Annotated in this window: 24 protein-coding genes; 7 read left to right on the forward strand and 17 right to left on the reverse strand. The window is 58.6% G+C overall.

Features of this window, described 5'->3' with window-relative positions; genetic code table 11:
• The first annotated feature begins 20 nt into the window (after window positions 1–20).
• Complete coding sequence (pgk, locus tag KR100_RS13885; protein ID WP_038547249.1) at window positions 21–1,229, forward strand: phosphoglycerate kinase; 1,209 nt, start codon at window positions 21–23, stop codon at window positions 1,227–1,229.
• Between the two features lie 70 nt (window positions 1,230–1,299).
• Here pgk and KR100_RS13890 read toward each other — a convergent pair whose 3' ends face one another.
• On the reverse strand, window positions 1,300–1,740 hold the full coding sequence (locus KR100_RS13890) for a hypothetical protein (protein WP_156098133.1): 441 nt from the start codon (window positions 1,738–1,740) through the stop codon (window positions 1,300–1,302).
• A gap of 79 nt (window positions 1,741–1,819) precedes the next feature.
• On the opposite strand from KR100_RS13890, the gene KR100_RS13895 reads away from it, so the two are divergent.
• A complete protein-coding gene (locus KR100_RS13895; protein WP_038547254.1) occupies window positions 1,820–2,716 on the forward strand; it encodes an NAD(P)-dependent oxidoreductase in 897 nt (298 codons plus the stop codon).
• Between the two features lie 29 nt (window positions 2,717–2,745).
• Here KR100_RS13895 and KR100_RS13900 read toward each other — a convergent pair whose 3' ends face one another.
• Window positions 2,746–3,483, reverse strand: a complete 738-nt coding sequence (locus KR100_RS13900) for a hypothetical protein (protein ID WP_239420354.1) — start codon at window positions 3,481–3,483, stop codon at window positions 2,746–2,748.
• 57 nt (window positions 3,484–3,540) lie between these two features.
• Between KR100_RS13900 and KR100_RS13905 the strand changes: the two genes are divergently transcribed.
• The gene (locus tag KR100_RS13905) at window positions 3,541–4,617 is read left to right on the forward strand and encodes a glycosyltransferase (RefSeq protein WP_038547256.1); all 1,077 of its coding nucleotides are present in this window, start codon (window positions 3,541–3,543) and stop codon (window positions 4,615–4,617) included.
• Here the strand turns inward: KR100_RS13905 and KR100_RS13910 are convergent.
• Window positions 4,599–5,663 carry a histidinol-phosphate transaminase gene (locus tag KR100_RS13910; RefSeq protein WP_038547260.1) on the reverse strand — a complete coding sequence of 355 codons (1,065 nt, stop codon included), beginning with the start codon at window positions 5,661–5,663 and terminating at the stop codon, window positions 4,599–4,601. The genes KR100_RS13905 and KR100_RS13910 overlap by 19 nt on opposite strands.
• Before the next feature lie 48 nt (window positions 5,664–5,711).
• Between KR100_RS13910 and KR100_RS13915 the strand changes: the two genes are divergently transcribed.
• Complete coding sequence (locus tag KR100_RS13915; protein WP_038547263.1) at window positions 5,712–6,512, forward strand: pentapeptide repeat-containing protein; 801 nt, start codon at window positions 5,712–5,714, stop codon at window positions 6,510–6,512.
• Window positions 6,513–6,515: 3 nt separating this feature from the next.
• Here the strand turns inward: KR100_RS13915 and KR100_RS13920 are convergent, their stop codons facing one another.
• The 6 genes from KR100_RS13920 to KR100_RS13950 all read right to left on the reverse strand — a co-directional run bounded on the left by KR100_RS13920 (window position 6,516) and on the right by KR100_RS13950 (window position 13,402).
• Window positions 6,516–8,801: a type II secretion system protein GspD gene (locus tag KR100_RS13920; RefSeq protein ID WP_239420355.1), complete on the reverse strand. Its 2,286-nt coding sequence runs from the start codon at window positions 8,799–8,801 to the stop codon at window positions 6,516–6,518.
• 64 nt (window positions 8,802–8,865) lie between these two features.
• Window positions 8,866–9,651, reverse strand: a complete 786-nt coding sequence (locus KR100_RS14575; RefSeq protein WP_051847575.1) for a hypothetical protein — start codon at window positions 9,649–9,651, stop codon at window positions 8,866–8,868.
• Window positions 9,648–10,337, reverse strand: a complete 690-nt coding sequence (locus tag KR100_RS13935) for a PilN domain-containing protein (RefSeq protein WP_038547272.1) — start codon at window positions 10,335–10,337, stop codon at window positions 9,648–9,650. Before KR100_RS13935 ends, KR100_RS14575 begins: the two co-directional genes overlap by 4 nt.
• Window positions 10,337–11,296, reverse strand: a complete 960-nt coding sequence (locus KR100_RS13940; RefSeq protein WP_038547275.1) for a hypothetical protein — start codon at window positions 11,294–11,296, stop codon at window positions 10,337–10,339. The genes KR100_RS13935 and KR100_RS13940 overlap by 1 nt, the downstream gene beginning before the upstream one ends.
• A 183-nt stretch (window positions 11,297–11,479) precedes the next feature.
• Entirely contained in the window at window positions 11,480–12,661 is a 1,182-nt protein-coding gene (locus KR100_RS13945) for a quinone-dependent dihydroorotate dehydrogenase (protein ID WP_038547279.1), read from the reverse strand.
• A 9-nt stretch (window positions 12,662–12,670) separates the two neighbouring features.
• A complete protein-coding gene (locus KR100_RS13950; RefSeq protein ID WP_038548971.1) occupies window positions 12,671–13,402 on the reverse strand; it encodes a ribonuclease H in 732 nt (243 codons plus the stop codon).
• Between the two features lie 51 nt (window positions 13,403–13,453).
• On the opposite strand from KR100_RS13950, the gene KR100_RS13955 reads away from it, so the two are divergent.
• Window positions 13,454–14,164: a DUF3747 domain-containing protein gene (locus KR100_RS13955; RefSeq protein WP_038547282.1), complete on the forward strand. Its 711-nt coding sequence runs from the start codon at window positions 13,454–13,456 to the stop codon at window positions 14,162–14,164.
• Between the two features lie 266 nt (window positions 14,165–14,430).
• Here KR100_RS13955 and rplL read toward each other — a convergent pair whose 3' ends face one another.
• The 8 genes from rplL to gloA all read right to left on the reverse strand — a co-directional run bounded on the left by rplL (window position 14,431) and on the right by gloA (window position 21,163).
• A complete protein-coding gene (rplL, locus tag KR100_RS13960; protein WP_038547285.1) occupies window positions 14,431–14,829 on the reverse strand; it encodes a 50S ribosomal protein L7/L12 in 399 nt (132 codons plus the stop codon).
• 61 nt (window positions 14,830–14,890) lie between these two features.
• Window positions 14,891–15,418: a 50S ribosomal protein L10 gene (gene rplJ, locus KR100_RS13965; RefSeq protein WP_038547288.1), complete on the reverse strand. Its 528-nt coding sequence runs from the start codon at window positions 15,416–15,418 to the stop codon at window positions 14,891–14,893.
• A gap of 232 nt (window positions 15,419–15,650) precedes the next feature.
• On the reverse strand, window positions 15,651–16,358 hold the full coding sequence (gene rplA, locus KR100_RS13970) for a 50S ribosomal protein L1 (protein WP_038547292.1): 708 nt from the start codon (window positions 16,356–16,358) through the stop codon (window positions 15,651–15,653).
• Between the two features lie 77 nt (window positions 16,359–16,435).
• Window positions 16,436–16,861, reverse strand: a complete 426-nt coding sequence (rplK, locus tag KR100_RS13975; protein ID WP_038547295.1) for a 50S ribosomal protein L11 — start codon at window positions 16,859–16,861, stop codon at window positions 16,436–16,438.
• 108 nt (window positions 16,862–16,969) lie between these two features.
• Window positions 16,970–17,644 carry a transcription termination/antitermination protein NusG gene (gene nusG / locus KR100_RS13980; protein WP_038547297.1) on the reverse strand — a complete coding sequence of 225 codons (675 nt, stop codon included), beginning with the start codon at window positions 17,642–17,644 and terminating at the stop codon, window positions 16,970–16,972.
• A gap of 19 nt (window positions 17,645–17,663) precedes the next feature.
• On the reverse strand, window positions 17,664–17,906 hold the full coding sequence (secE, locus tag KR100_RS13985) for a preprotein translocase subunit SecE (protein ID WP_038547301.1): 243 nt from the start codon (window positions 17,904–17,906) through the stop codon (window positions 17,664–17,666).
• Window positions 17,907–17,981: 75 nt separating this feature from the next.
• Window positions 17,982–20,750, reverse strand: a complete 2,769-nt coding sequence (locus tag KR100_RS13990; protein ID WP_369793806.1) for an ATP-dependent Clp protease ATP-binding subunit — start codon at window positions 20,748–20,750, stop codon at window positions 17,982–17,984.
• Window positions 20,751–20,764: 14 nt separating this feature from the next.
• On the reverse strand, window positions 20,765–21,163 hold the full coding sequence (gloA, locus tag KR100_RS13995; protein WP_038547308.1) for a lactoylglutathione lyase: 399 nt from the start codon (window positions 21,161–21,163) through the stop codon (window positions 20,765–20,767).
• 104 nt (window positions 21,164–21,267) lie between these two features.
• On the opposite strand from gloA, the gene eno reads away from it, so the two are divergent.
• Both eno and KR100_RS17090 read left to right on the forward strand, forming a co-directional pair.
• Window positions 21,268–22,560, forward strand: coding sequence for a phosphopyruvate hydratase (eno, locus tag KR100_RS14000; RefSeq protein WP_038547311.1), 1,293 nt, complete (start codon window positions 21,268–21,270; stop codon window positions 22,558–22,560).
• Window positions 22,561–22,920: 360 nt separating this feature from the next.
• Window positions 22,921–23,625 (forward strand): M12 family metallo-peptidase, encoded by a 705-nt coding sequence (locus KR100_RS17090; RefSeq protein ID WP_369793807.1) that lies wholly within the window; start codon window positions 22,921–22,923, stop codon window positions 23,623–23,625.
• Window positions 23,626–23,987: the final 362 nt, after the last annotated feature.

Raw genomic sequence — 23,987 nt, forward strand, 5'->3', positions numbered from 1 at the left:
ATACCGCACGACACAACCCCATGGCGAAGCGTTCCCTGGCCAGCCTCAACGCCGGCGATCTGAAAGGCAAACGCGTCCTCGTGCGGGTGGATTTCAACGTGCCCCTGGATGACAGTGGTGCCATCACCGACGACACCCGGATTCGTGCAGCCCTGCCGACCATTCAGGACCTGATCAGCAAGGGAGCCAAGGTGATCCTTTCGGCTCATTTCGGTCGTCCCAAAGGGGAGGTGAAGGAGTCGATGCGTCTGACCCCTGTGGCTGCTCGCCTCAGTGAGCTGATCGGCTTATCCGTCACCAAGACCGACAGCTGCATTGGCGCTGATGCTGAGTCCAAGGTTGCTGCCATGGGCGATGGCGATGTGGTGCTTCTGGAGAACGTTCGATTCTTTGCCGAAGAGGAGAAGAACGAGACCGCCTTCGCCGAAAAGTTGGCGAGCTTGGCGGATGTCTACGTGAACGATGCCTTCGGCGCCGCTCACCGCGCCCATGCATCGACCGAGGGAGTCACCAAATTCCTCAAGCCTGCCGTTGCCGGCTTCCTCATGGAAAAAGAGCTGCAATACCTCCAGGGTGCTGTGGACGAACCAAAGCGTCCCCTTGCCGCGATCGTTGGTGGATCAAAGGTCAGTTCGAAGATCGGTGTGCTGGAAGCCCTGATCGACAAGTGCGACAAGGTGCTGATCGGCGGCGGCATGATTTTCACCTTCTACAAAGCCCGTGGTCTGTCGGTGGGCAAAAGCCTGGTGGAGGAGGACAAGCTGGAATTGGCCAAGGAACTAGAGGCCAAAGCCAAGGCCAAGGGTGTTGAGCTTCTGCTGCCGACTGATGTTCTCCTTGCCGACAACTTTGCGCCGGACGCCAACAGCCAGGTTGCTGATATCAACGCGATCCCCGACGGGTGGATGGGCCTGGACATCGGTCTTGATGCCATCAAGGTGTTCCAAGCCGCACTGGCCGATTGCCAGACCGTGATCTGGAATGGCCCGATGGGCGTGTTCGAGTTCGACAAATTCGCTGCCGGCACCAACGCCATCGCAACCACCCTGGCCGAACTGAGCAGCAAGGGCTGCTGCACGATCATCGGTGGCGGCGACTCGGTGGCTGCCGTTGAAAAGGCAGGCCTGGCCGACAAGATGTCCCACATCTCAACGGGAGGCGGTGCCAGCCTTGAACTCCTGGAAGGCAAGGTGCTTCCCGGTGTGGCTGCCCTCGACGACGCTGCCTGAACAGAGACCTTCTTTCAGGTTGAGCGTGGGTCCGCTCCTGAATCAGGAGCGGGCAGCTCTTCAGAGATGATCAAGCTCGACGACCTTTACGGTCACCTTTCTTGCCCCCCGTCTGCTTGTCTTCGATTGGGGGCAAACCGACCTGACGACGCACTGGATTGATGTAAGCGCGGTAGTCGGCGCGAAGGGCCCGACGGGATTCTCGTTTCTTCTGGACGCAATCACTGAACGACTGAGGATTGCTTGCCTTCTCAATGCAGCGTTTCTCCTTCTCGAGGATGGAGACGCGGCGGTTGTAGCTCTGACGTTTCCATAACTTCTTGGCACGGAACAGCTCCTCTTGCTGCTGTGGAGTCAACCGTGCTTCGCGACGCATGGAGAGATCGCCACCATCGTCGTAGATGTATTGAGCCCGACCGGCATTGATCGGACCAACGGCCAGGATCACGGCAGCTGATGCGAACAGAGCGGAACGAGACAACGCCTTGGCAGTGAACAAACGAGCAGACATGAGAGGAAATCTACGGATCGAACCGAACCCACTCTGACGACTGCAACGGGCGAAGATCTGAACCATTTCCCCCCAAATCATGACCAGATCTGACTTGCGTCTTGGGATGGTCGGACTCGGCGCGCTCGGCCTGCCGATGGCAGTGAATCTGCACCGCGCTGGTTTCCCTCTTCAGGTGCACACACGCAGTCGAGACGCGGAGCGGAATCCTGCTCTGCTTGGCTGCCAGGGTTGTGCCACGGCAGCGGAAACCGCTGATGGCGTCGACATCCTGGTGCTGTGCGTCAGCGACGACAACGCCGTCAATGCTGTGTTGTTCGGTCGTGGCGGGGCGTCCGAAACCCTGGCCGAGGGAAGTCTCGTGGTGGACTGCTCAACGATCTCGCCATCAACCGCCCGAGCTGCCGCAGACCAGCTGGCAGATCAGAAGGTTCACTACATCGATGCGCCAGTCACCGGCGGGACGGAGGGAGCACAGGCCGGCACGCTGACCGTTCTCGCCGGAGGAGAACCGTCCACGCTTGAGCGCGCACGTCCTGTCCTGGACACCATCGGCAGCACTATCCATCATTTCGGCCCCGTGGGGAGCGGGCAGCAGGTGAAAGCGGTGAATCAGGTGCTCGTGGCCGGTAGCTACGCCGCTGTCGCGGAAGCCTTGGCTCTTGGAGAACGTCTTGGGCTACCGATGCCAGCCGTGGTGGATGCCCTGCGCCATGGCGCTGCAGGCTCCTGGGCTCTGAGTCATCGCTCCAGGGCCATGCTTGAAGGGCACTACCCGCTGGGATTCCGCCTCGCGCTGCATCACAAGGATCTGGATATCGCGCTGGGAGCCGCTGCGGACGTCAACCTGAACCTGCCGATCGCAACACAGGTCCGTGCCATGGAACAGGACCTGATGACGCGTGGACACGGTGACGAAGACGTCTCCTGTCTGCGCCGCTGGCTCGATCAGCACCCAACGCCTTCAGAGCATTAGCGAATGGGGATTTGCGAACGTGAAAGGTCCTAGCGGCCAAGCTCACGTCGGTCGCTCACAACCCTCACCCGCTTCGTGATGGTGACCAAGCCGTCGGGATGGACCAGCATCGCCGCCCAGTTCTGAACACCAGGTCGTTGAGGCGCCTGAACCACCTTGAACAATCCACCTCCACCAAGCGGTTGAAGCGACAGGTTGGGACTGATCTGCTGCTGCACCTGGCCAGCTGTGAGGCTCAGCAGACCGCCTGCCACCACGGCCTGCCCGAGGGGTTCCTCCACGATCACATCGACGTCGTAGCGGCTGCCGGTGAGCACCGCATCGGGGATCGCCAGGGAAATCGGAAGGCTCGTTTCACCGCTGCGGAGCAATGTCTGTTCAGCGAGCAGCTCCTCCGCCAGCAGCCGATCTGACTCGAGGCGAACCGCAAGTCGCTGACTCCCCTCCAGGCGATAGGTCAGCCCATCTGAACGGCGCTCACCGCGAACCGTCACCTCAAGAATCTGACGCCCCGAACCATCACTGGAGATGCTGCGCACCGTCCAGCGCGCATCGGGAAACTCCTGTTTGAAGCGGTCCAGGCGTGCAGACAGATCAGGCAGGGTGGCCAGATCCACCACAGCATCGATGGCACCTGCATCCACCCCGTTCAACGCTGTTTCAAGTCGGGTGGTGAAGGCCTCGGCAGCTCGCAGCGAAGGGGCTGTGGCCGGCAGCAACAGAGTGCTCAAGGCCAGAACGGCAGCAGCCTGCACAGGGAAACGCACCGGTTGGATCCCGAGAATCGCTTTAAGTTAAGCGGCGTCCATGGGGATGACCGCGGCATGACGAGGCTTCTCATTGCCGCAAGCGGGACCGGCGGACACCTTTTTCCTGCTCTGGCTGTGGCTGAGGCCATGCCTGAGAGCTGGAGCATCCGCTGGCTTGGTGTGCCCGATCGCTTGGAAACAAGCCTTGTCCCCAAGACCTACAACCTCATCACCGTCCAGGCAGGTGGTCTGCAAGGACGTGGGATCAGCAAGCTCACCCAACTGTTTCGCCTGATCGGCGCCGGGTTCACCGTGCGCCAACTGATCCGTCAGCAGAAAATCAAGGTGGTGTTCACCACAGGTGGGTACATCGCCGCTCCGGCCATCCTCGGCGCCCTTCTGAGTCAGTGTTCGGTGGTTCTGCATGAATCCAACGCGGTTCCAGGCCGCGTGACCAAGCTGCTTGGGCGTTTCTGCAATGTCGTGGCCGTGGGCCTGCCCGCCGCAACCGAACGGATTCCAGGAAGCAGGCCGCTAATGACCGGAACACCCGTTCGGCAGGCTTTTCTGGACACCCAGCCCCTGCCCCCATGGGTTCCGAGAGGAACCGGTCCACTCCTGGTGGTCATGGGGGGCAGTCAGGGGGCAGTGGGCCTGAATCGCATGGTTCGCCCGGTTCTTCCTGACCTTCTGAAACGGGGTTGCCGGGTTGTGCACCTCACCGGACGCAATGACCCTGAGGTGGGGAGCATCCAGCATCCGCTGCTGGCCGAACGCCCTTTTAGCGATGAGATTCCTGGCCTGCTTCAGCATGCTGATCTCGTCATCAGTCGCGCTGGGGCCGGCAGTCTCAGCGAGCTGGCGGTTTGCAGCACACCGGCGGTGCTGGTGCCGTTCCCCCAGGCAGCAGACCGACACCAGGATGCCAATGCCGCCTGCGCTGCGGAGTTCGGAGGTGCCGTGATTGTTCATCAGCATGAACCGGGTCACCCAGCCTTGTCGAACAGCCTCGAACGGTTGCTGGCCAGACGCCTGAATCCCGAAAGCTCGCTCAGCGACCCCCTGCCATCGATGCGGGGTGGCATGAATGAACTCGCCGTGCGCGAGGCCAATGAGGATCTTGCAGCCCTTGTTCAGGCCTTGAGCGTCTGACGCAGTGCCGCAAGGATCCTGCGGTTATCCCGTCGTTGCATCAGGCTGATCCGCAGCCATCGCTGATCCAGGCCGTGGAAGGAGCGGCAATCCCGCAGCAGGATGCGATGCCGTTGCTCCAACGTTGCCTTGACAGGCAGCAGTGAACGCTCGGAGCGGATCAGCAGAAAATTGGCGGCTGATGGCAAGGGCTCAACTCCCGGACAATCCGCCAGTTGTTGCTGCATCCAGTGGCCTTCCTGATCGGTCCAGCGCTGAACCCGCTGGCTCCAGCGGCTGTAACGACCACTGTTACCGATGAGCTGCACAGCAACGTGTTCTGCGAAACCGTTCACAGGCCAGGGATCCCTCCAGGCCTGCCATTGCTGCAAACGATCTGGTGCAGCAACCGCATAGCCCAAACGCAGGCCGGCGATTCCAAACAGCTTGGTAAGACTGCGAATGACCACCAGATTGGGATGGTCAGTCACCCGTGAAATCAGGGAATGCTGCTCTCCCTGGGGGACGAGTGGCAGAAAAGCCTCATCACAAATCACCAGGGCAAAGCGATCCAGCAAAAACTCCAGGGATGGCCGACTCCAGAGCTGACCTGTGGGGTTGTGGGGATTGCACACCCAGAGCACATCACCCCAGCCGGGATCCGGAAACGTCTGGGGAAAACCGCTGGCCCAGCGCAGCGGCAACGGCTCATGGCGTTTGGTTGCCTGCCAGGTGCTCAAGGCTCGGGAGTAATCGGCGAATCCAGGCGCCGGAAGCACATTGAGGCCAGCGCGGGCGGCATCGCGTGCCGCCCAAGTGAACAACTCGGCCGCACCGTTGCCTGGCAGAACCTGATGAGGATCGAGACCGTGAAACTCAGCGATCGCCTGGCGCAGACGTTGCTGACGGCGGTCGGGGTAATCCCGAACGCTCTGCCTGGACGGACGTCTCAGACGTGGTGTCCAGGGAGCCAACGATGCACTGGCATCGAGCAACTGATCCGGCCGACAGCCCAACTGTTCGGCAAGCGCCTCTCGATTCCCGCCATGGCGCAGGTCGACGGCCATCCCTGCTCCCGATACAACGCAAGTACATCTCCAGCGTCGCCCACAGACATGCCGCCAAGAGGCCTGCTGCTTTCAGTGCTGCTCGCGACCTGGGTCATACCGGTGCAGAGCCAGACGTCTTCTACTGCCGATCTCATCCGCGTTCTGCATGAGCGACGCTGCCCGGGATGCCGACTGGCGGACGCGGACCTGGTCCATGCGGACCTGCGCGATGCCGACCTCAGCGGAGCACAATTGCAACGCGCCAACCTTGGGCAGGCTCGCCTGGACGGTGCAGACCTCAGCGAGGCTGATCTCAGCTTCACCAGCCTGCGTGGCGCTTCACTGCGTGGCGCCGATCTGCGCGGCAGTCGGCTGTATGGCACAGATCTGCGAGACGCGGATCTCAGTGGTGCCTTGCTCGACACCTCGGCTCTCGAACAAAGCCACTGGCAAGGTGCCACCGGCATCCAAACCGGAATTCGCAGCCATGCGACGTTGCATAACGCCGGTGTTGATGCAGCTCAGAAAGGGCGCTGGCCGGACGCCGAACGCCTGTTCAGCGCAGCCATCCTTGAAAATCCCGATGAGCCTTTGAGCTGGGTGGCCCGTGGTCTCAGTCGAGGTGAACAGGGAAAACATGACCTTGCCGCCAAGGACCTGTCCCACGCCGGGTCTCTGTTCGCTGCCCAGGGAGACCAGGTGAAAGCTGACCAACTCGAGCTGGCCAGCCAGCGTGTTTATGACGAGCCTGAGCAGAATGCAGCCTCGGGCAACGGCATGGGCTCGGCACTGCTCAGTGGAGCACTCTCGGCTGCGCAGGCCTTGGCTCCGATCGCACTCAAGGCATTGATGCCGATGATTCCCTGATGATCAACCGCCGCTGCGCAGGAGTTGACGTGATGACGGGGTTGACGGCCGGTAGCCATAGCCGTAAGTGCCGCCCTGTTCATCGTCGATGATTGTGGGAGTCACGATAATAACGAGCTCATTTTTTTCTCTTGATGAAGCTGATTGACGGAACAACTGGCCAATCAATGGCATATCTCCCAAAATTGGCCACTTCCTTATCTGTTGTCGGTCAGAATCAGTAATCACGCCCGTTAATATTAATGATTGACCATCACGTAACCGAATTGATCCCGACTCAAGCTTACGAAGTTGAACATTGAAAATACCCACACCTTGTTGAGTTCCAGCAGGTATTGGCACAGATATTTCTGGAGAAAGATTTAGTGTTACAAATCCATTATCATCAATTTTGTCAACACTCAAATCAACTTTTAGGCCAGCTGTTTTTCGATCATTTTGAAACTGGGTTGATCCATTGGCGGTGTCGGTTGACGTCACTCCTGTGATAACACTTTCACCTGTTTCAACTTTAGCAGATTCACCTTCTTGAACCAAAAGCGTTGGCTGTGCCAACGTCTTAGCACTCGAAGAAACAATTAAAGCTTCTAGATATGCGTAAAATGAATCTGAACTGTAACTATTCAACTCCTTTTGGGGCACAAGCTTAGGGCGTCCGTATTTGTCATAGACGGGGACAAGATCTGGAGGAACATTAGGATTTGAATCAGGAACGTATACTTCTTGATTATCGCGCAGCAAAGGCTGCTTAATCACTTCATAATCTATTACCTCACCATTATCATCTTTTACTTCACGAACCGTAGCACTCTCAGCTAAGGGAACAACAGCTGGTCGCGGATCTCTTACGTCAACGGTGGGAGCATCTTGGTAATTTCCAGGAATTTGACCGTTCGTTCCGTTGTAAATACCTGTTCCGGCAGGGCTTCCAGGCTTGTACTTGCCGAAATTCATATGAGCATTGCCGCTCTGACTCACAAGAAAAGTGTTTCCTATTCTAGACGAGAAGCTTGCATCAATTGTTTTGTCGTTCGTCAAAGTGACACTCATAATTTGGATTTTTACAGCTACTTGACGCTTACGCAAATCAAGCTGCTTTAAGTAGGATTCGGCGACACTGACTAACGAGGGGTCTCCAACAAGAGTGACGGTATTGAGCCGTGAATTGGTGACACCACTCAGACCAAGCAATGGGCCCGTGGCACTGCCGAAGGTTTCCGTCTCGGTGATGCTGTTCCTGGTCTGTGAGGCGTTGTTGCTGATCTGTGACGATCCTGCAGTCTGTGATTCACCTGTTGTGATCTCGATGGTCTTCACATGGGTCATTGCAGCACCGAGGCTGGCGAGATATTGCGCAGCTCCTTCCACGCCAACCTGATTCAGACGAAACACCTTGGACATCTGCGGACCAAAGGTTTTCGCCGCAACAGTGGTCCCCACAAGCAGGGTGCGGCCATCCAGTTTTCCCTGCAGTCCGGATGCCATAAGCACACTGTTCAACGCACGATCAAAACGCTCGTGTCTGAACGCCATGCTCACGGGACGACCGAAGGAACCCTCCGTGTCTGCCGTTGTGGCCTGATCCGGATCTCCGACGTAAACAAATCCGTAGCCTCCCAATCGTGCCAGGGACATCAAGGCATCCTTGGCTGGGGCATTGTTCAACGTCAATGTCACCGGAGGTCCGCTGACGTTCACAAAACTGCGGTTGTTGATGAGCATGGTGCCCACGGCCATATCGCCGACGGGAGGAGCCATGGCTCGCGGTTGCATCGGCGGCACATAGGTGGGCTGAGCGACGCGCCCCGGTTGGCGCAGATCCAGTTGCCCGGTCTGGCCAACCAGGCTGGACGACCTCAACCCTGAAAAGCGGACGATCAAATCCTGACCGTTGGAACTGATCCGGGGCGATGGCAATGAAACGCCTACATCGGCCTGAATCTGCAACTCAAGAGTGGATCCTGAACCATCCAGCTGGATGCTCTTGAGCCCGGCACCGGGCAGAGAGAGTTGCTGGGCTCCCGACCGAAGCGATCGACCCGATGAAGTGCTGAGACGCCCCCGCCAATTGGAGGAATCCTGTTGTTGCTCAACAACGCGTGCCCCGGAACCGGCACCAGCAATCACGATGTCGACGTTGCCGTCCAAACGCCTCACACGCAGTTCGACCGACGCACTCTGCTGCGCCTGTACAGAGGGCGAGAGCAGAAACAAGCCCGCCTCTGCCGTCGTCAACAGACCGACGACAAGAGCCAGTGAAGACAGTCGCTTCTGAGATCGGATCAGCACGCCAGAGCGACTCGAAGAGCGGGGTTTGGTGGATGGTATCGACAGGAACGTCCCGCCACCAGCCTCAGACAGGAGCCTCTCCTTCTGCAGGTTCCGCTGCAGGGTCGGATTGTCCGGATGGATCCGGGGGAGTCGTCTCGCCAGCAGGAGCCTGACGGTCATAGAACGTCAACTTCAAACGCAGATCGGTTTCTGCCACACCGCTCACGTCGGCTTCCGATGCATCGCCAACCGCCTGATCAACCGCTTCCAGTTCAAGGTCGCTGCTTTCAACCAACACCTGCAGCCGCTCAACACGGCGGAGAAAGTCCAGCATTGCGCCATAGGCACCGGTGACGCGCAGGGCCATCGACGTCCTGCGATAGCCAAGGGTTTCCAGAGGATCTCCCGACTCAGAATCGGCTTCGGCATCGTCTTTGTTGACCGTTCCCTTGGATTGAGAGTCCGAAGGATCCGCCGTCGGCGAGCCTGAAGGTGGTGTTGAAGCGACCGGTTGGTACTCCATCAGCATCACCCCTGACGCCATGGACTCGCGGTTCAACAGGGCCAGCACGGTTTGAATGCTGTCGCTGTCGGCGATCAGATCCACCAAGAGCGCCTGACGCTGGGCAGCCAGCTGCTGGGCCTGCTCCGCCGCCGCAATCTTGCGCTCCACAGCTGGCAATGACCTCTGAAGGCTCTGAAGTTCATCCAGCCGTTGACGCAGCTCCTGAACACGTCCAGCGGCAGGACGAAATCCCAGGAGCAGAACAGCCAGAGAAGCGAGCGCACCAAGCAGCAGAGGAGCAGCGATCAGGATGCGCTGCCGCGTCAACCAACCCCGTTTGGATGCCCCTGAAAAATTGGTCATCCGTCGAAGCCTTGCTGACGCAGACGTTCATAACGACGCGCCAGACCTTCCGCTCCAAGTGAACGCAACTCGGCCGGTGATGCCCGGACAGACGGGTCAACGGCAACGGACATGGCGAATTCCGTCAAACCATCGTCGTCCGTGCTGGCCTCTTCAACCCTGGCTCCCTGATCGGGCACGCCCGGCAAGGCCTCGAGATTCAGAGCCAGAGCATTGATCCGAGCAAAGGAGCCGATCGTCTGGGAGCTGCGAGCAAGTCCAGTGATCGAAATCTGATCAGGCAGCACACTCACATTGGTCAGCTGCACGCCATCGGGGGTGACCTGACGGAGCTGCTGCAGGAAAGCGGATCCAGATCGAACGGACACCAACTGAGCCGAAATGCGGGACGAATCGTTCTCCAGGGCTTTGGTCTTTGCAGTGATCGACGTCAACCGTTGATTCGCGGCCTGGACCCGAACCTCAACAGGTTGGAGGCGATCGACGTCGCTCTGCAGAGTGTCTGCCTGACGCATCAGCCACAGCCAGGCGCCCAGACAGAGCATCAGCAAGGCAAGTCCGGCGAGCCCCCCTTTCAAGAGCAGATCACGCGCCGGCACAATCACAGCCGGCTCTGGAAGAACGCCGAGTTCCGCTCGACGTTCCTCCAGCAAATCAACTGAATCAACCGGTGGACGCAACGCCATCAGCTTTGCCCTTCGCAAAGTCCTGCGAATGCAAGATGAATGAACGGATCCAGACAGCCTGGTTCCTGTTCCGGCACCAAGGGAGAGGCTGTCCAGCCGGACTTCAACATCAATTGGCGATCCGATGAAACGTCATTCATGTCCTGCGCAGAATCAAGCAGAGTCTGATCGGCAACACTGACAAACCATCCAAGCGGCAGAGCCTGTTGACCACCGAATGAGCGCCAGGCCTGCACCGTCGGCGCGAACTGTGCGATTGCCTCATCACTCGAGCGAACCGATTGATCGACTTCCGGAATGCCATCACGCAGGAGCAACAGTCGGCAACCGGGCTGGCCCTGCGACTGAATCAACCAGGCCAGATCACCAACCCAATCATCGGGAATTGAGCGCTGCACAGCCCTCAACGCAGACATGAGACTCCAGTCGACGCGGCGAAGCGGAACATCAGCAGCCTCAACAACATCAATCCAGGCCTGCAAAACGCTCCTCACGACACCGATCACAAGCCTGTCGTCGCCGAGCTGTTGCGTGCAGACATCAAGATTGCCCGGCTCGAGTGAATCATTCAGACCAGCCAGAAAGGCGCGAGCTGTTTCCACAGATTGAACGGGATCCTGCGAACCGGCCTCAAACAACCGCCAGCGACAAGCCTCAAGAGGCAGCAACAACTCGATGTGTGCACCAGGGAGCTCACAATCCAAGAGGAGCTCACCGAGAAAATCACCGATGACATCCGGTTGAAGTGGAACACCGTCACGACAGCAGTCGGGTGGAAGGGAACCACTGCGCCAGAACCATTGATCGCCGCTCATCCAGGAACAGATGAGATGGCTGTCGGTCACGGCGACCATCACACGCTGCGCACGCAGCAGACGTCTCCAGGACATTTGCAGGGCTTGAACCTGCGGAAGCTCACCCAGAGACAGCGATGGCAATTCAGCAATGTTGCTGTTCAAAGAGTATCGGGAAAGGCAATTAAAAGCCTGCTGTGCTCCGTATTCGCCAAAAGACGAATTCGATCGTCAACACTATTAGCGAGATCAAAAAGTGATTTTCACTTTCATCGTCGACCGTCCTCAATCACTCGATAAGTCATGAGTCCACTTTTAATGCTGAACTCCATTTCAAACTCATCTGAATCAGTCCTGCCAAGGCAGGCCGCTGCCAACCGCCTCCGTGATCGACCGCAGACCGTGGCGATCAAGCTGCAACAACAGTCCCTCCAGAATCGCCGGCACCAAATCCGGTCCCTGAAAGATCCAGCCGGTGTACAGCTGGATCAGCGAAGCGCCGGCAACGATGCGTTCCCAGGCCGCTTCTGCTGAATCGATCCCACCGACGCCGATCAACGGCAAGGCAGGGCCTGCACCGGCCCGCAAGCGACGGATCACCTCAAGAGCGCGAGGTCTCAGTGGACATCCACTGAGACCCCCAGGTTCTTCCGCCAGTGGTCTGCCGGTCTGTGGCAGACGCCTCTGCTCGAGGCCCAGCCTGTCCAGGCTCGTGTTGACGGCAATCACCCCGGCAAGACCTTCTTCAAACGCCAGACGGGCGATTCCGTCAATGGCTTCGTCCTCCAGATCAGGAGCGATCTTGACCAGGAGAGGAGGGCACGCGGGCAGACGCCGCAGCCGCTCCACCAACCAGCGCAGATGGGCGGAATCCTGCAGATCCCGCAGACCTGGGGTGTTGGGAGAACTCACATTGATCACGGCGTAATCCGCCAGTGGTGCCAACACCTCCAATGAGGCAGCGTAATCATCCGCTGCCTGATCGAGAGGCGTGACCTTGGACTTGCCGAAATTGATTCCCAGAACCGCCGGACGTTTGCCGGATGGTGAAAGCCGCTGACGTTCCAGGGTCTTCAGAAGGGCTTTGGCACCATCATTGTTGAAGCCCATGCGATTGAGCGCCGCCTGCTCGGCGGCGAGACGAAACAGACGCGGCCGAGGATTGCCGGGCTGCCCGTGCCAGGTGACCGTGCCGAGCTCGGCAAAGCCGAAGCCAAAACGATCCCAGATGCCAGCAGCCACTCCGTTCTTGTCGAAACCAGCTGCCAATCCCACAGGGTTGCTGAATCGACAACCGAACAGCACCTGTTCCAGACGCAGATCCCTTCGCTGCAATTCAGCAGCGACACCATTGAGCACGGTTGAAATGCCAGGCCAGCCCCGTCGGAGACTGGCCTGGCCGAGAGCCGTCAGAGCGGTCCGGGACAGCTGTTCCGCATCGAGTCCTTCATCACGGCTCAGGACAGGACCCAGCCAACGTCGATAGAAATCACTGGTGGTGAGCGATCCAGCCTGTGCGTTCTGAGCCATGCGGATCCCTCAGGACTGCTCTGATCCTCCCTCGCGACGGCGCAGTCGCCACCTCCCCGCCTGCACCGGATCCACTGACCAGTCACGCCAACGCCAGCTGCTGCTGCGTTCCTGAAGATTTTGAAGGGGCTGCTCCACGAGCTGCGCCAACTCCGCGGCCGTGAGCGTGAACGCTCCGGCGGCCAGACGCTCAGCAAGCTCCAGGCGCGTGAGCAACCGTTGCAGTTCCTGTGGTGCTGCATCATCCGACGCTGCAGGGGGTGATGACGGCGGTGGAGGGGTCAACGCCTGCCCCCGTGAGTAGGCAACGGCGATGCGATCCACCCGTTCATTGTCCGGATCACCACTGTGGCCTTTGACGTAGGCAAGAGGGACATCGTCCAGACGTGCCTGATCCAGGGCCTGCCAAAGGTCCTGATTGAGGACCGGCTTGCCGGCGGCGGTCTTCCAGCCTTTGCGTTTCCAGCCGGCCATCCAGGAGCCAAGCCCATCAATGAGATATTTGCTGTCCGTTCTGAGGATCAGATCCGGATGGCGGGGCAACGCTTTCAAGCGTTGAAGCAGGGCCAGAGCCGCCTGCAATTCCATCCGGTTGTTGGTGGTCGCCGGCTCATGACCTCCAAATTCCTCAACACTCCCGTCCTCGAAGCGAATCAGCGCACCCCAGCCGCCGGGCCCTGGGTTCCCACTGCAGGCACCATCGGTCGCAGCGGCCACGACCCGACCACGCTCATCAGCCATTGATTCCCCCATCATGAGTTCGGTACAACACAGATCGGCGCCGTTGATCACATGTCGCGAACCTACCCAAGGGCCTCGACAATGGCGGCCATCAGCCTGGGGCTTGCTCTGGTGTTGCCAGGCGGCACAGCAGCACGGGCGGTGTTCAACAGCCAACCCTTGCAACAGCAACGATTCGCCGTGCTTGCTCAGCCGATCGGGCAAAGCGACTGGAAGCTTCTCGTGCTCGAACAGATCAAGACACGGCCGCTGTGCTGGACGCCCAGGTCGGATGGACTGATGGATCCAACGCTGAACACGTTCAACTTCAGCGGTATCTGCAGCCGCTATCTCGACAGCAACGGCTATTCCCTTCGCAGCGGCGGACAGGACCTGAACGTCCGCTTTCGTCTGCGCTTGAAACAGAGTGGCAATCGCCTGCAACTCGTAGCCATCGACCCAGATCAGTTGATGCCGATCACGATCGGAACAGCAACCGTGCCTCGTCGCGATCGCAATGGCTTCGTCAAGATCAACCTCGATGACGGTTGGCGCCTGGAGCGTCGTGTGTACCAGGGCCGCACCCTGAGCCATGTGTATTTCGCCCATCCAGACCCCATCAATCGCCTGCTTGCCGAAGCCGGAAACAGCAGTTCCGGGGGATTCACGCGTCTCGGCGCTCCCCAGGCACCGGGTCGACCCAGTCGCGGCCCTGCACCAGCAAGACCTCGCGTCGCAAACAGCGGCCCGATCAAGCTTGAGGTGATTCCTTATCGCCGCTGAGCCGTGCAACTGGCACAGTGACAATTAACAGAGCGGCTTCTCCAGATGGTCCCGGCATTTCACCAGGATTAGTTTTTGGATGTGTGAGGAGTGCTGACCGCCTCTTCAGGGTCGAAACAAGGACAGACTCCTGAACGCGTTCCATTCAGAGAACCCTGCCTTCGGCGGGGTTTTTTTATTGACCAGTGAAAAATCGACAAAAAACGGCCTCCGCAGAGACCGTCTCTCCCGTCAGCATACAAAGGCTGACAACCTGAACGGCTGGATCACTTGACGGTGACCTTGCCGCCGGCTTCCTCGATTTCCTTTTTCAGAGCTTCAGCATCGTCCTTGGAGATGCCTTCCTTGACCGGCTTGGGAGCCGCTTCAACAAGGGCCTTGGCATCACCGAGACCGAGGCCTGTGGCGTTGCGGACAACCTTGAGCACCTTGATTTTGGCAGCCGCATCGAAGCTCTCGAGGATGACGTCAAATTCAGTCTTCTCCTCGGCGGCTTCGCCACCACCGCCGCCGGCACCGGCTGCACCGGGAGCGGCCATCACCACTCCGGCAGACGCCGCAGCAGAGACACCGAAAGCCTCTTCGATCTGCTTGACCAGCTCGGAAGCTTCAAGCAACGACAGAGACTTCAGCGATTCGAGAATTTCGTCAGTTTTTGCAGACATGGTTGTGAATGAAGAAGCAACAGATCAGTGAAACCAGTGATGTCGGCAGAGAGTGCAGTGCTCAGCTGTCGCCGCCTTCTGCGTGCTGGCTGAGCGCCCGCGCGATGCCTGAGGGAACCTCGTTGATACCGACAGCAACCTTTGTGGTCACCGCATTGATCGCACCAGCAATCTGGGCCATGAGCTGCTCCTTGGAAGGAAGATCAGCAATGGCTTTGATCTCGTCCTGACTGAGAAGTTTGCCTTCGAAAAGGCCACCCTTGGTCTCGGACTTTTTGGTCTCCTTCTGGAAAGCCTGGACGGCTTTGACGCCAGCACCGACATCGCCTTTGATCAGAACAAAGGCATTGGTGCCGCTCAGCAGGGAATCGAGGTTGGCCCAGGAGCTGTCCCCATCAATGGCACGACGCAGCAAGGAATTTTTCGTGACCTTGCAGATGCCGTTGCCTGCCCGCAGACGTTCCCGCAGATCAGACATTTCCTTGATGGAAAGGCCCTTGTAATCAAGAACAAGTGCCAGCTCCGCATCGGCGAGGAGCTCCTTGAGCTCTCCGACGATCTGTTGCTTGCTCTCCAGAGTGCGGCCCATAGGGATGTGGATCGGATCGGGGGAACAAGCTGGGCAGACGACCGATCGAGTCTCCCGAAGGAGACGAGGCCGCGTGCCGATCCAATCCCAGTGGGATTTAAAACGTGTCGCGTTTGCCTCGGCAGGGTTTGCATCGGCTGAATCCAGAGGATTCAACGACAACCTGCTGTCTCTGGCCGGACGGATGCCCGTGATTTGGCTTGCGCCAAACCGAAACTATACGTGAGGGTGTTTATCCCTCCTGCTGAATATCCTGCAGAGCTGAGTAATCCACCTCCACCGAGGGGCCCATCGTGGAGGTCACATACAGGCTTTTCCAGTAACGGCCCTTCGCCCCACTCGGCTTGTTGCGGTCAATGGTCTCCTGCAGCGTCTTCAGGTTCTCAAGCAGGGCTTCGGCGGAGAAGCTGGCTTTCCCGAAGCGAACATGCACGATGCCGGTTCGGTCGGCACGGAACTCGAGTTTTCCTGCCTTGAATTCCTTGATGGCCGAGGCGAGGTCGGTCGTCACTGTCCCAGCCTTGGGATTCGGCATCAGGCCCCGAGGACCCAGAACACGCCCGAGCTTGGCCACCTTGGGCATCATGTCCGGCGTAGCGATCAGAAGGTCGAAATCCATCTCACCTTTGGCGATGGTTTCCACCAACTCCTCTTCACCAGCCAGTTCAGCACCCGCGGCTTTGGCTTCAGCCACCTTCTCACCGCGCGTCACGACGGCGATTCGGACGGTCTGTCCGGTGCCATTCGGCAGCGCGACGGTGGTTCTCAACTGCTGGTCGGTGTATTTGGGATCAATCCCGAGGCGCACATGGGCCTCCATCGTTTCGTCGAATTTGGCCGTGGCGTTCTCACGGACCAGGGAGATCGCCTCGAGCGGCTCGTAGGCCCGATCGTCGATCTTGCTGGCCAGACCGGCCAGGCGTTTGGAAAGCTTTGGCATAACGGAGATGGGGTTCGGACGACATCAGTGACGATGTCTCCCCCTGGAGGGTTGGAATAAGGAGGATGAGGACGACGTCAGTCGCTGATGGACACGCCCATGTTGCGAGCGGTTCCTTCAATGATGCGCATGGCGGATTCGATGCTGGTGCAGTTGAGATCCGGGAGTTTGGTCTTCGCGATCTCCTCGAGCTGAGCTCGCTTGATCGAACCGACACTGCCCTTCGCAGACTGGCCGGAACCCTTCTGGATTCCTGCGGCCTTGGTGATCAACACAGACGCCGGTGGCGTCTTGGTGATGAAGGTGAAGCTTCGATCCTCATAGACCGAAATCTCCACCGGAATCACATACCCGGCCTTGTCCTGCGTGCGGGCGTTGTACTCCTTGCAGAACATCATGATGTTCACCCCGTGCTGACCGAGGGCAGGACCCACCGGTGGTGCAGGGTTGGCTTTGCCGGCTTGCAGGGCCAGCTTGATGACTGCTGTGACTTTCTTGGCCATCGACTGGGGAGTTTGGACAGCTGCGGATCACCGGACCCTTGGATCCGGTGCGGCGGGATGAAAGATCACCCCTAAGGCCGCCCTCCGCAGGGAGACGGCCGCCGCTGGTTAGTTCTGTTTGCTGATCTGGGAAAATTCCAGCTCGACCGGAGTCTCCCGACCGAAGATCGAGAGCAGGGCCTTGAGCTTGTTGCGTTCGCCGGAAACCTCGATCACCTCGCCCTGGAAATCCTTGAACGGACCAGCGGTCACCAGGATCTGATCGCCTTCGGTGAGGTCCACCTTGACCACGGTTTTCTTCTCTGCAGCACGCTTGAAAATGCGATCAACCTCAGCACGACTGAGGGGGCGGGGTTTGATGTGTCCGCGAGCTTTGCCGGTTGCACGACGGTCCTCAGCGCCAACGAAGTTGATCACGTTCGGGGTGCTGCGCACGGCCATCATCGTGTCTTCATCCAAAACCATGCGCACGAGCACGTAACCAGGGAAGACCTTCTCCTCGGTGGACTGGCGGGTGCCGTCCTTCTTCAGCTTCACAGCTGGAGTCTGAGGAATTTCGATCTCCAGGATCCGATTGCTGACTCCAAGGGTCACCGCCCGCTGCTCAAGGGTGGCCTTGACTTTCTTCTCACAGCTCGAGGCCACCTGAATCGCATACCAGCGGGCGATCGCCGTCTTGGCGATGCTCGGCTCCTGAAGAGTGCCCTCCTCGCCATCATTCGTAGCTGGCAGGTCGAGAACCTGCTCCGTGTTGGAGTCCGTAGTGGTCAGGTCGTCAGACACGGTGATGAAAACAAGGGGATCAGCGGAACACCTGAGAGGACGCCCAGCCAAAGAAGCGACTCACCGCAGCGATCGTGGCTGCCGAAAGACTGACCATCAGGATGACCGCGATGGATTCGCTGAAGAGTTGCTGACGACTGGGCCAGACCACCAGCTTCAACTCCTCCACCGTTGCAGCAAGAAAGCCTCCCTGACGGGGAGCTTCTGTCCCCGCAGAACCGGCTTCGACGGTTTTGGTGTCCTCAGTGGTTGGGCTGGTCACGGAGATGGGACCGGGTGTTGAACAATTCGCCCGAAGGCAAGGTGCCAAACAAATACCCTACTGGACGCACCTCACTCAAGCCGGCACAAACACGAATGGAGCCTCGCTGTTGTCTCCGGCGCGCACGCGCACTCCAGTCACCCCACTGAATCGCTCTTCAAGCAGCTGGGTGGCCAGGGGGTTCTCCAGCTGGCGTCTCACCACCCGCTGCAGCGGTCTGGCGCCGTACTCAGGCTCATAGCCCTGACGGGCCAGAGCTTCCGCGACAGAATCGTCAACCACCAAAGACAGTCCCTGCTCGGCCAGCAACGCGGAGAGATCGGCCAGCTGCAGGCGCACAATCCTCACGAGATCATCCACCTGCAGAGGCCGGAACCGGATCACCTCGTCAATGCGGTTGAGGAACTCTGGCCGGAACTGGTCCGCAAGAGCCCCATCAACCTGCTGCTGCAGCGCCCCATCGTCGGGGTTCCCTTCCCTGGCCTGATCGAGGATGGCGCGACTGGCGAGGTTGCTGGTCATCACGACCACGGTGTGGCGGAAATCGACTGTGCGTCCCTGCGAGTCCGTGAGACGTCCGTCATCCAGCACCTGGAGCAGCAGATTGAACACATCCGGGTGGGCTTTTTCAACCTCATCCAGAAGCAGCACCGCATAGGGACGACGTCGCACCGCTTCCGTGAGCTGTCCGCCCTCCTCGTACCCCACGTAACCAGGCGGTGCGCCGATGAGACGAGCAACGGCATTCCGCTCCATGAACTCGCTCATGTCCAGCCGAATCAGTGCCTCCTCCTCATCGAAGAGAAACGCCGCCAGCGCCTTGGCGAGTTCCGTCTTCCCGACACCGGTCGGGCCGAGAAACAGAAACGATCCGACCGGCCGTCGGGGGTCCTTCATGCCGGCCCTGGCACGCCGGATCGCTGCCGCCACAGCTGTCACCGCCTCCGCCTGACCGATGACGCGCTCGCCGAGATGGGTCTCGAGGGCGAGCAACTTCCGTCGCTCTCCAGCCAGCAGCCGCTGCACTGGGATCCCTGTCCAGCGCGCCACAAGGTCCGCAATGTCACCTGCTTCAACCTGCTCGCGCAACAGAGCCGTACCGGCTGCCTGGGCCTCGGCCTGCGATGCCTCGAGTTCCTCGCGCCGCTGCTGAACGGTGCGCAGCTGGTCGTACTGCAACCGTGCCGCCTCCTCGAGGTCCCCCTCCCGTTCCGCCTCGGCAATGGCATGACGCAGATCCTCATCCTGCTGAAGCAGGAGTCCGAGTTCCTCCAGCTGAGCGCGTTCCTCCTGCCAGCGCCGGCGCAGATCCTCAAGTCTTGATGACACGTCCAAACGGTTGCGCTGCAGCTGAATGCGCTCCTCCTCCGGAGCCTGTTCCGCAGCCAGAAGAGCCAGCTCCACGCGGCGGAGTTCGGCCTCGGCCTCCTCAACCACCTGGGGCTTGGAGGTCACCTCAATCTTCAGCTGGGCGGCAGCCTCATCAATGAGATCAATGGCTTTGTCAGGAAGACAGCGATCGCTGATGTATCTATCCGCGAGGCGATTCGCCACCTGAATCGCCTCGTCGGTGATGGTGACGCCATGGTGAAGTTCGTATCGCTCCTTGAGTCCGCGCAGGATCTCCAGGCTCAGATCCAGATCCGGCTCCCGGATCAGCACCTGCTGAAACCGGCGATTGAGAGCCGGGTCCTTTTCCACGGTCCTGCGGTAGTCCTCGGGAGTGGTCGCACCGATGCAGCGCAGGTCTCCGCGAGCGAGGGCCGGCTTGAGCAAGCTGCCGGCGTCGGTGCTGCTGCGCTCACTGCCTACAACGGTGTGCAGTTCGTCGATGAACAACACCACGCCTGAATCGGCCCCGCTGACCTCGTCCAACACCGATCGCAGGCGCTCCTCGAATTGGCCGCGAAATTTGGCACCGGCGATCAGAGCACCGAGATCAAGGGCCACCAGCCGCAGGTTCTGGAGGGATTCAGGCACTTCGCCGGAGACGATGCGCTGGGCAAGCAGCTCGGCAATGGCGGTCTTGCCAACCCCAGGAGCACCGATCAGGACCGGGTTGTTCTTGCTGCGACGGGACAGGACCTTGATCAGGTTGCGAATTTCCGCATCGCGACCAATCACAGGATCGAGATCCCCCACCTCCGCTTCCGCCGTGAGATCACGGCCATAGGACTCCAGTGGTGACGGTTCCCGCATCAGTTCTGACTCGGCAGGAGCTGCTGATGGCGGCTGAGGACTCGCAGGTGGCGCAGACGTTGGAGTGGGAACAGGCGTGACGGTCGCGGCCGGCGCAGCCGGGGCAGGAGCAGGGTTGGGGCTCGCCTCACGGATCGGCGGGGCCGGTCTTGGAGCAGGCCTTGGTGCCGGTCTGGATGCAGGCCTGGATGCAGGCCGCTGCAGCTCCGCTTCGAGGCGATCCGCAGGCAGTCCAAGATCTTCGAGCAGTTCCGCACCAATGCGTGGATCCCGTCCCACTGCAATCAGCAGATGGGGAACGTCGATCAGCCGCGATCCCCAGCGTTGGCGAGCCAGCTCGGCAGCGTCGAGAAGCTCCTCGAGATCGTCTCCGACGAACAGCGCCTCCACACGTTCCTGGGGCTGCTGTGCCAGCACATCCTCAAGACGATCCAGAATGGCATCCGGCTGCACCGAAAGGGGAGACACCCAGCGGCGGAAGGAAGGGTCGCTGAACAGCACCTGGATCAGATGCTCCACATCCAGCTGGGGATGGCGCCAGCGACGGGCGACGTCCTGACTCGACAGAAGCAGCTCCCAGGCGTCATCGCTGAAGCGGTCGGGTTCCTGGGTGAGGCTGCCCCTGACCGGGGCGGGTTCACGCATTGAGGTCATTCAGATCAGGCAGCAGAGCGTGAGGAGAGTTCAATCAACTCCACCTTGTAGCCATCGGGATCCTCCACAAAGGCGATCACGGTGCTGCCGTGTTTCATCGGCCCGGGTTCCCGGACGATGCGGCCACCCTGACTGGTGATCCCGGCACAGGTGGAGTGAATGTCATCCACACCGAGGGCGATATGCCCATAGGCATCTCCCAGGGAGTAGGAGTCCGTGTCCCAGTTGTGGGTCAGCTCCAAGACGGTTTGCTCACTTTCAGGGCCGTATCCGACGAAGGCCAGCGTGAAGCGTCCGCTCGGGTAATCCTTCCGCCGCAGCAGGGTCATGCCAAGCACCTCGGTGTAGAAGGCCAGGGATCGATCCAGGTCTGCGACCCGAAGCATGGTGTGCAGCATCCGCATGGGAAGCGGGGTCAAAACCTTTTGTCATTCTGACGAGGTACCACCGATCACAACATCGAGGCGGGGGGCGACCCATAAGATCCCCAGGTTTACCCACGTCCAACGTGATCGATTCCCTCGACCTCGTCATCGACACCATCGTGGCCCGTGAGGTGCTCGACTCACGCGGCAATCCGACTGTGGAGGCCGAGGTGCTGCTCGAGGGTGGGGCCATGGGGCGCGCCATCGTTCCCAGCGGCGCCAGCACAGGCGCCCATGAGGCCCATGAACTTCGCGATGGCGGCTCTCGGTACATGGGCAAGGGCGTGAGCCAGGCCGTCACCCACATCGAGGAGCGCATCGCTCCAGCCCTCTGTGGACTGTCAGCCCTCGATCAGGCCACCGTCGACGCCGCCATGCTGGAGCTCGATGGCAGCGACAACAAATCCAACCTCGGCGCCAACGCCATCCTGGCAGTGAGCATGGCCACGGCCCGCGCTGCCGCCAATGGGCTGGGCATCCCTCTCTATCGCTATCTGGGAGGCCCGCTGGCGAACCTGTTGCCCGTTCCATTGATGAACGTGATCAACGGCGGCGCCCACGCCGCCAACAGTCTGGACTTCCAGGAGTTCATGCTCGTCCCCCATGGCGCGCCGAGCTTCCGTGAAGCACTGCGCATGGGAACGGAGGTGTTTCACACGCTCAAAGGCCTGCTCAGCGCCAAAGGAATGAGCACCGCCGTCGGCGATGAAGGCGGATTCGCCCCCGATCTCGGCAACGTGGAAGCCGGAGACATCCTGGTGGAAGCCATCAGCAAGGCCGGCTACAAGCCCGGCGAGCAGATCTCCCTTGCCCTGGATGTGGCCAGCAGCGAGTTTTTCAAAGACGGCCGTTACGCCTTCGATGGCGGCAGCTACACCAGTGCCGAGATGGTGAGCCAGCTGGAACAGCTGGTCGACAAGTTCCCGATCATCTCGATCGAGGACGGACTGGACGAAGACGACTGGGAGGGCTGGACGCTGCTGACCGAACGCCTGGGCAAAAAAGTGCAGCTGGTGGGAGACGACCTGTTCGTCACCAACACCAAACGACTCCAGCGAGGCATCGACAGCGGCACCGCCAATTCGATCCTGATCAAGGTGAACCAGATCGGATCACTCACCGAAACCCTGCAGGCTATCGATCTGGCGGGCCGGTCCGGCTACACCAGCGTGATCAGCCACCGCAGCGGTGAAACCGAAGACACCACCATCGCCGATCTTTCAGTGGCGACCCGTGCCGGCCAGATCAAGACCGGATCGCTCAGCCGGTCAGAACGCGTGGCCAAGTACAACCAGCTGCTGAGGATTGAAGATGAACTGGGAAGCCAGGCCGTCTATGCCGGAGCTGTGGGTCAGGGGCCGCGGGGTAAGAGCTGACGTTCAGATCCAGAGCAAAAAATCGTAAAGTTCAGCACTCCACAGTGAATCAAGGTATATTTATATCTCTCAATTTAAGCATCAATAGCTACGCAAGATTGAATAACAAAACCCTCTACCAAGAACTAAATCTTCTGATTTTTTAATCCCATACCTAGACAGACTAACTAAACTGAGTCAAAGCCAAAGCAACGGCAATGTCGAACAAATATCAGATACATGAACGATACTACAACAACAAGGACAAAAACAGCCAACGATTTTTGATCAAATAAAAAAGTATTATCTCGCTCAAAAAGCCTTGCAGGCCAAGACGCTACAATAACCTTCTGGTTCAACAGAAAACCCGGCAAACAGCACGTGGGAGGTGGGATTTTTGGGTCTCAAACAATTAAAACAAAAGCTTGGCCAAAAGGCCTTATAAGATCGATTCAAAACTCTTTGAATGAAGTTGATGCGCTTACTGGTCTAACAATTAAAACAAGCAAAATTGAAAACAATGCAAATATACATCTTTACTACGACACAGCCATAGACTTGTGCACAGAATCAGAGCATTTAGGTACTACTGTTTACAATAAAGGGGCAAATATGGAGATTTACATCAATCATAGAGCTATTCAGACAACCAATCAATTGGTCTATACGACACTACACGAAATCGGTCACACTTTGGGCTTGGAACATCCTCATGATAACAGTGATAGCGACCATTACTTAAGCACAAGCATTCTAGAGTCAGGGAGTCCAAGACAAACAGTCATGTCATATCAAAAATGTGGGGAATTTATTCGGAAATGTATCAGGTCAATGACATTAAGGCATTGCAAAAAGCATGGGGAAGGGAGTGAGAAACCTGCAACTCATCAAAGCAAAATACTTCTCTACCATCGGCCCCAGTATTATCTCCTAATTCAAAGATATATAAACTCCCTGATAGCAATATCATCAAAGGCAAGGCTACACCAAAGTCGACCATTGAACTTTCAATCGGTAATTAAGCCATGGGACGAACAAACGTCGACAAAAAAGGGAAATGGGACTTTATTATTCAAAATGATATGATTGACGAGATTGGCTTTGGACGGGGACATGCATTAAAATTAGAACAACTAGATCCATCTGGAAATCATACATTATCAGATATATATTACTTTGATTTACTACCTGATTACTAACCAAGTAGCGATAGTATTGTGCTATCAAGACCAGAAATATCGCCGGCATGCTCTACAAGCGTGTCAAAATTGATTTCATTTTGATAACTCGGAGCCATTGATGCAAACCAGGTTTTCCATTGCTTCTGGGTAACTTCAGATCCGAGTGAATCCATAGCTTCATACATCTTTTCTGCTTTTTCACTGCTGCTAGCAGACTGCCAATCCTCTGGTAAGTAATATTCCTTGAACAGAATGTCCTTATCAAGG

The organism is Synechococcus sp. KORDI-100, assembly GCF_000737535.1.
In the GTDB taxonomy this organism is placed as follows: domain Bacteria; phylum Cyanobacteriota; class Cyanobacteriia; order PCC-6307; family Cyanobiaceae; genus Parasynechococcus.

Coding starts and splice junctions, on each gene's coding strand:
- rplK (WP_038547295.1), bottom strand. CDS start 16,861: ATGGCCAAGAAAGTCACAGCAGTCATCAAGCTGGCCCTGCAAGCCGGC.
- KR100_RS13915 (WP_038547263.1), top strand. CDS start 5,712: ATGCCGCCAAGAGGCCTGCTGCTTTCAGTGCTGCTCGCGACCTGGGTC.
- KR100_RS13990 (WP_369793806.1), bottom strand. CDS start 20,750: ATGCGTGAACCCGCCCCGGTCAGGGGCAGCCTCACCCAGGAACCCGAC.
- KR100_RS13955 (WP_038547282.1), top strand. CDS start 13,454: ATGTCGCGAACCTACCCAAGGGCCTCGACAATGGCGGCCATCAGCCTG.
- rplA (WP_038547292.1), bottom strand. CDS start 16,358: ATGCCAAAGCTTTCCAAACGCCTGGCCGGTCTGGCCAGCAAGATCGAC.
- rplJ (WP_038547288.1), bottom strand. CDS start 15,418: ATGGGCCGCACTCTGGAGAGCAAGCAACAGATCGTCGGAGAGCTCAAG.
- KR100_RS13935 (WP_038547272.1), bottom strand. CDS start 10,337: ATGGCGTTGCGTCCACCGGTTGATTCAGTTGATTTGCTGGAGGAACGT.
- KR100_RS13890 (WP_156098133.1), bottom strand. CDS start 1,740: ATGTCTGCTCGTTTGTTCACTGCCAAGGCGTTGTCTCGTTCCGCTCTG.
- gloA (WP_038547308.1), bottom strand. CDS start 21,163: ATGCGGATGCTGCACACCATGCTTCGGGTCGCAGACCTGGATCGATCC.
- KR100_RS13910 (WP_038547260.1), bottom strand. CDS start 5,663: ATGGCCGTCGACCTGCGCCATGGCGGGAATCGAGAGGCGCTTGCCGAA.
- rplL (WP_038547285.1), bottom strand. CDS start 14,829: ATGTCTGCAAAAACTGACGAAATTCTCGAATCGCTGAAGTCTCTGTCG.
- KR100_RS14575 (WP_051847575.1), bottom strand. CDS start 9,651: ATGACCAATTTTTCAGGGGCATCCAAACGGGGTTGGTTGACGCGGCAG.
- KR100_RS13895 (WP_038547254.1), top strand. CDS start 1,820: ATGACCAGATCTGACTTGCGTCTTGGGATGGTCGGACTCGGCGCGCTC.
- KR100_RS13950 (WP_038548971.1), bottom strand. CDS start 13,402: ATGGCTGATGAGCGTGGTCGGGTCGTGGCCGCTGCGACCGATGGTGCC.
- pgk (WP_038547249.1), top strand. CDS start 21: ATGGCGAAGCGTTCCCTGGCCAGCCTCAACGCCGGCGATCTGAAAGGC.
- KR100_RS13905 (WP_038547256.1), top strand. CDS start 3,541: ATGACGAGGCTTCTCATTGCCGCAAGCGGGACCGGCGGACACCTTTTT.
- KR100_RS13945 (WP_038547279.1), bottom strand. CDS start 12,661: ATGGCTCAGAACGCACAGGCTGGATCGCTCACCACCAGTGATTTCTAT.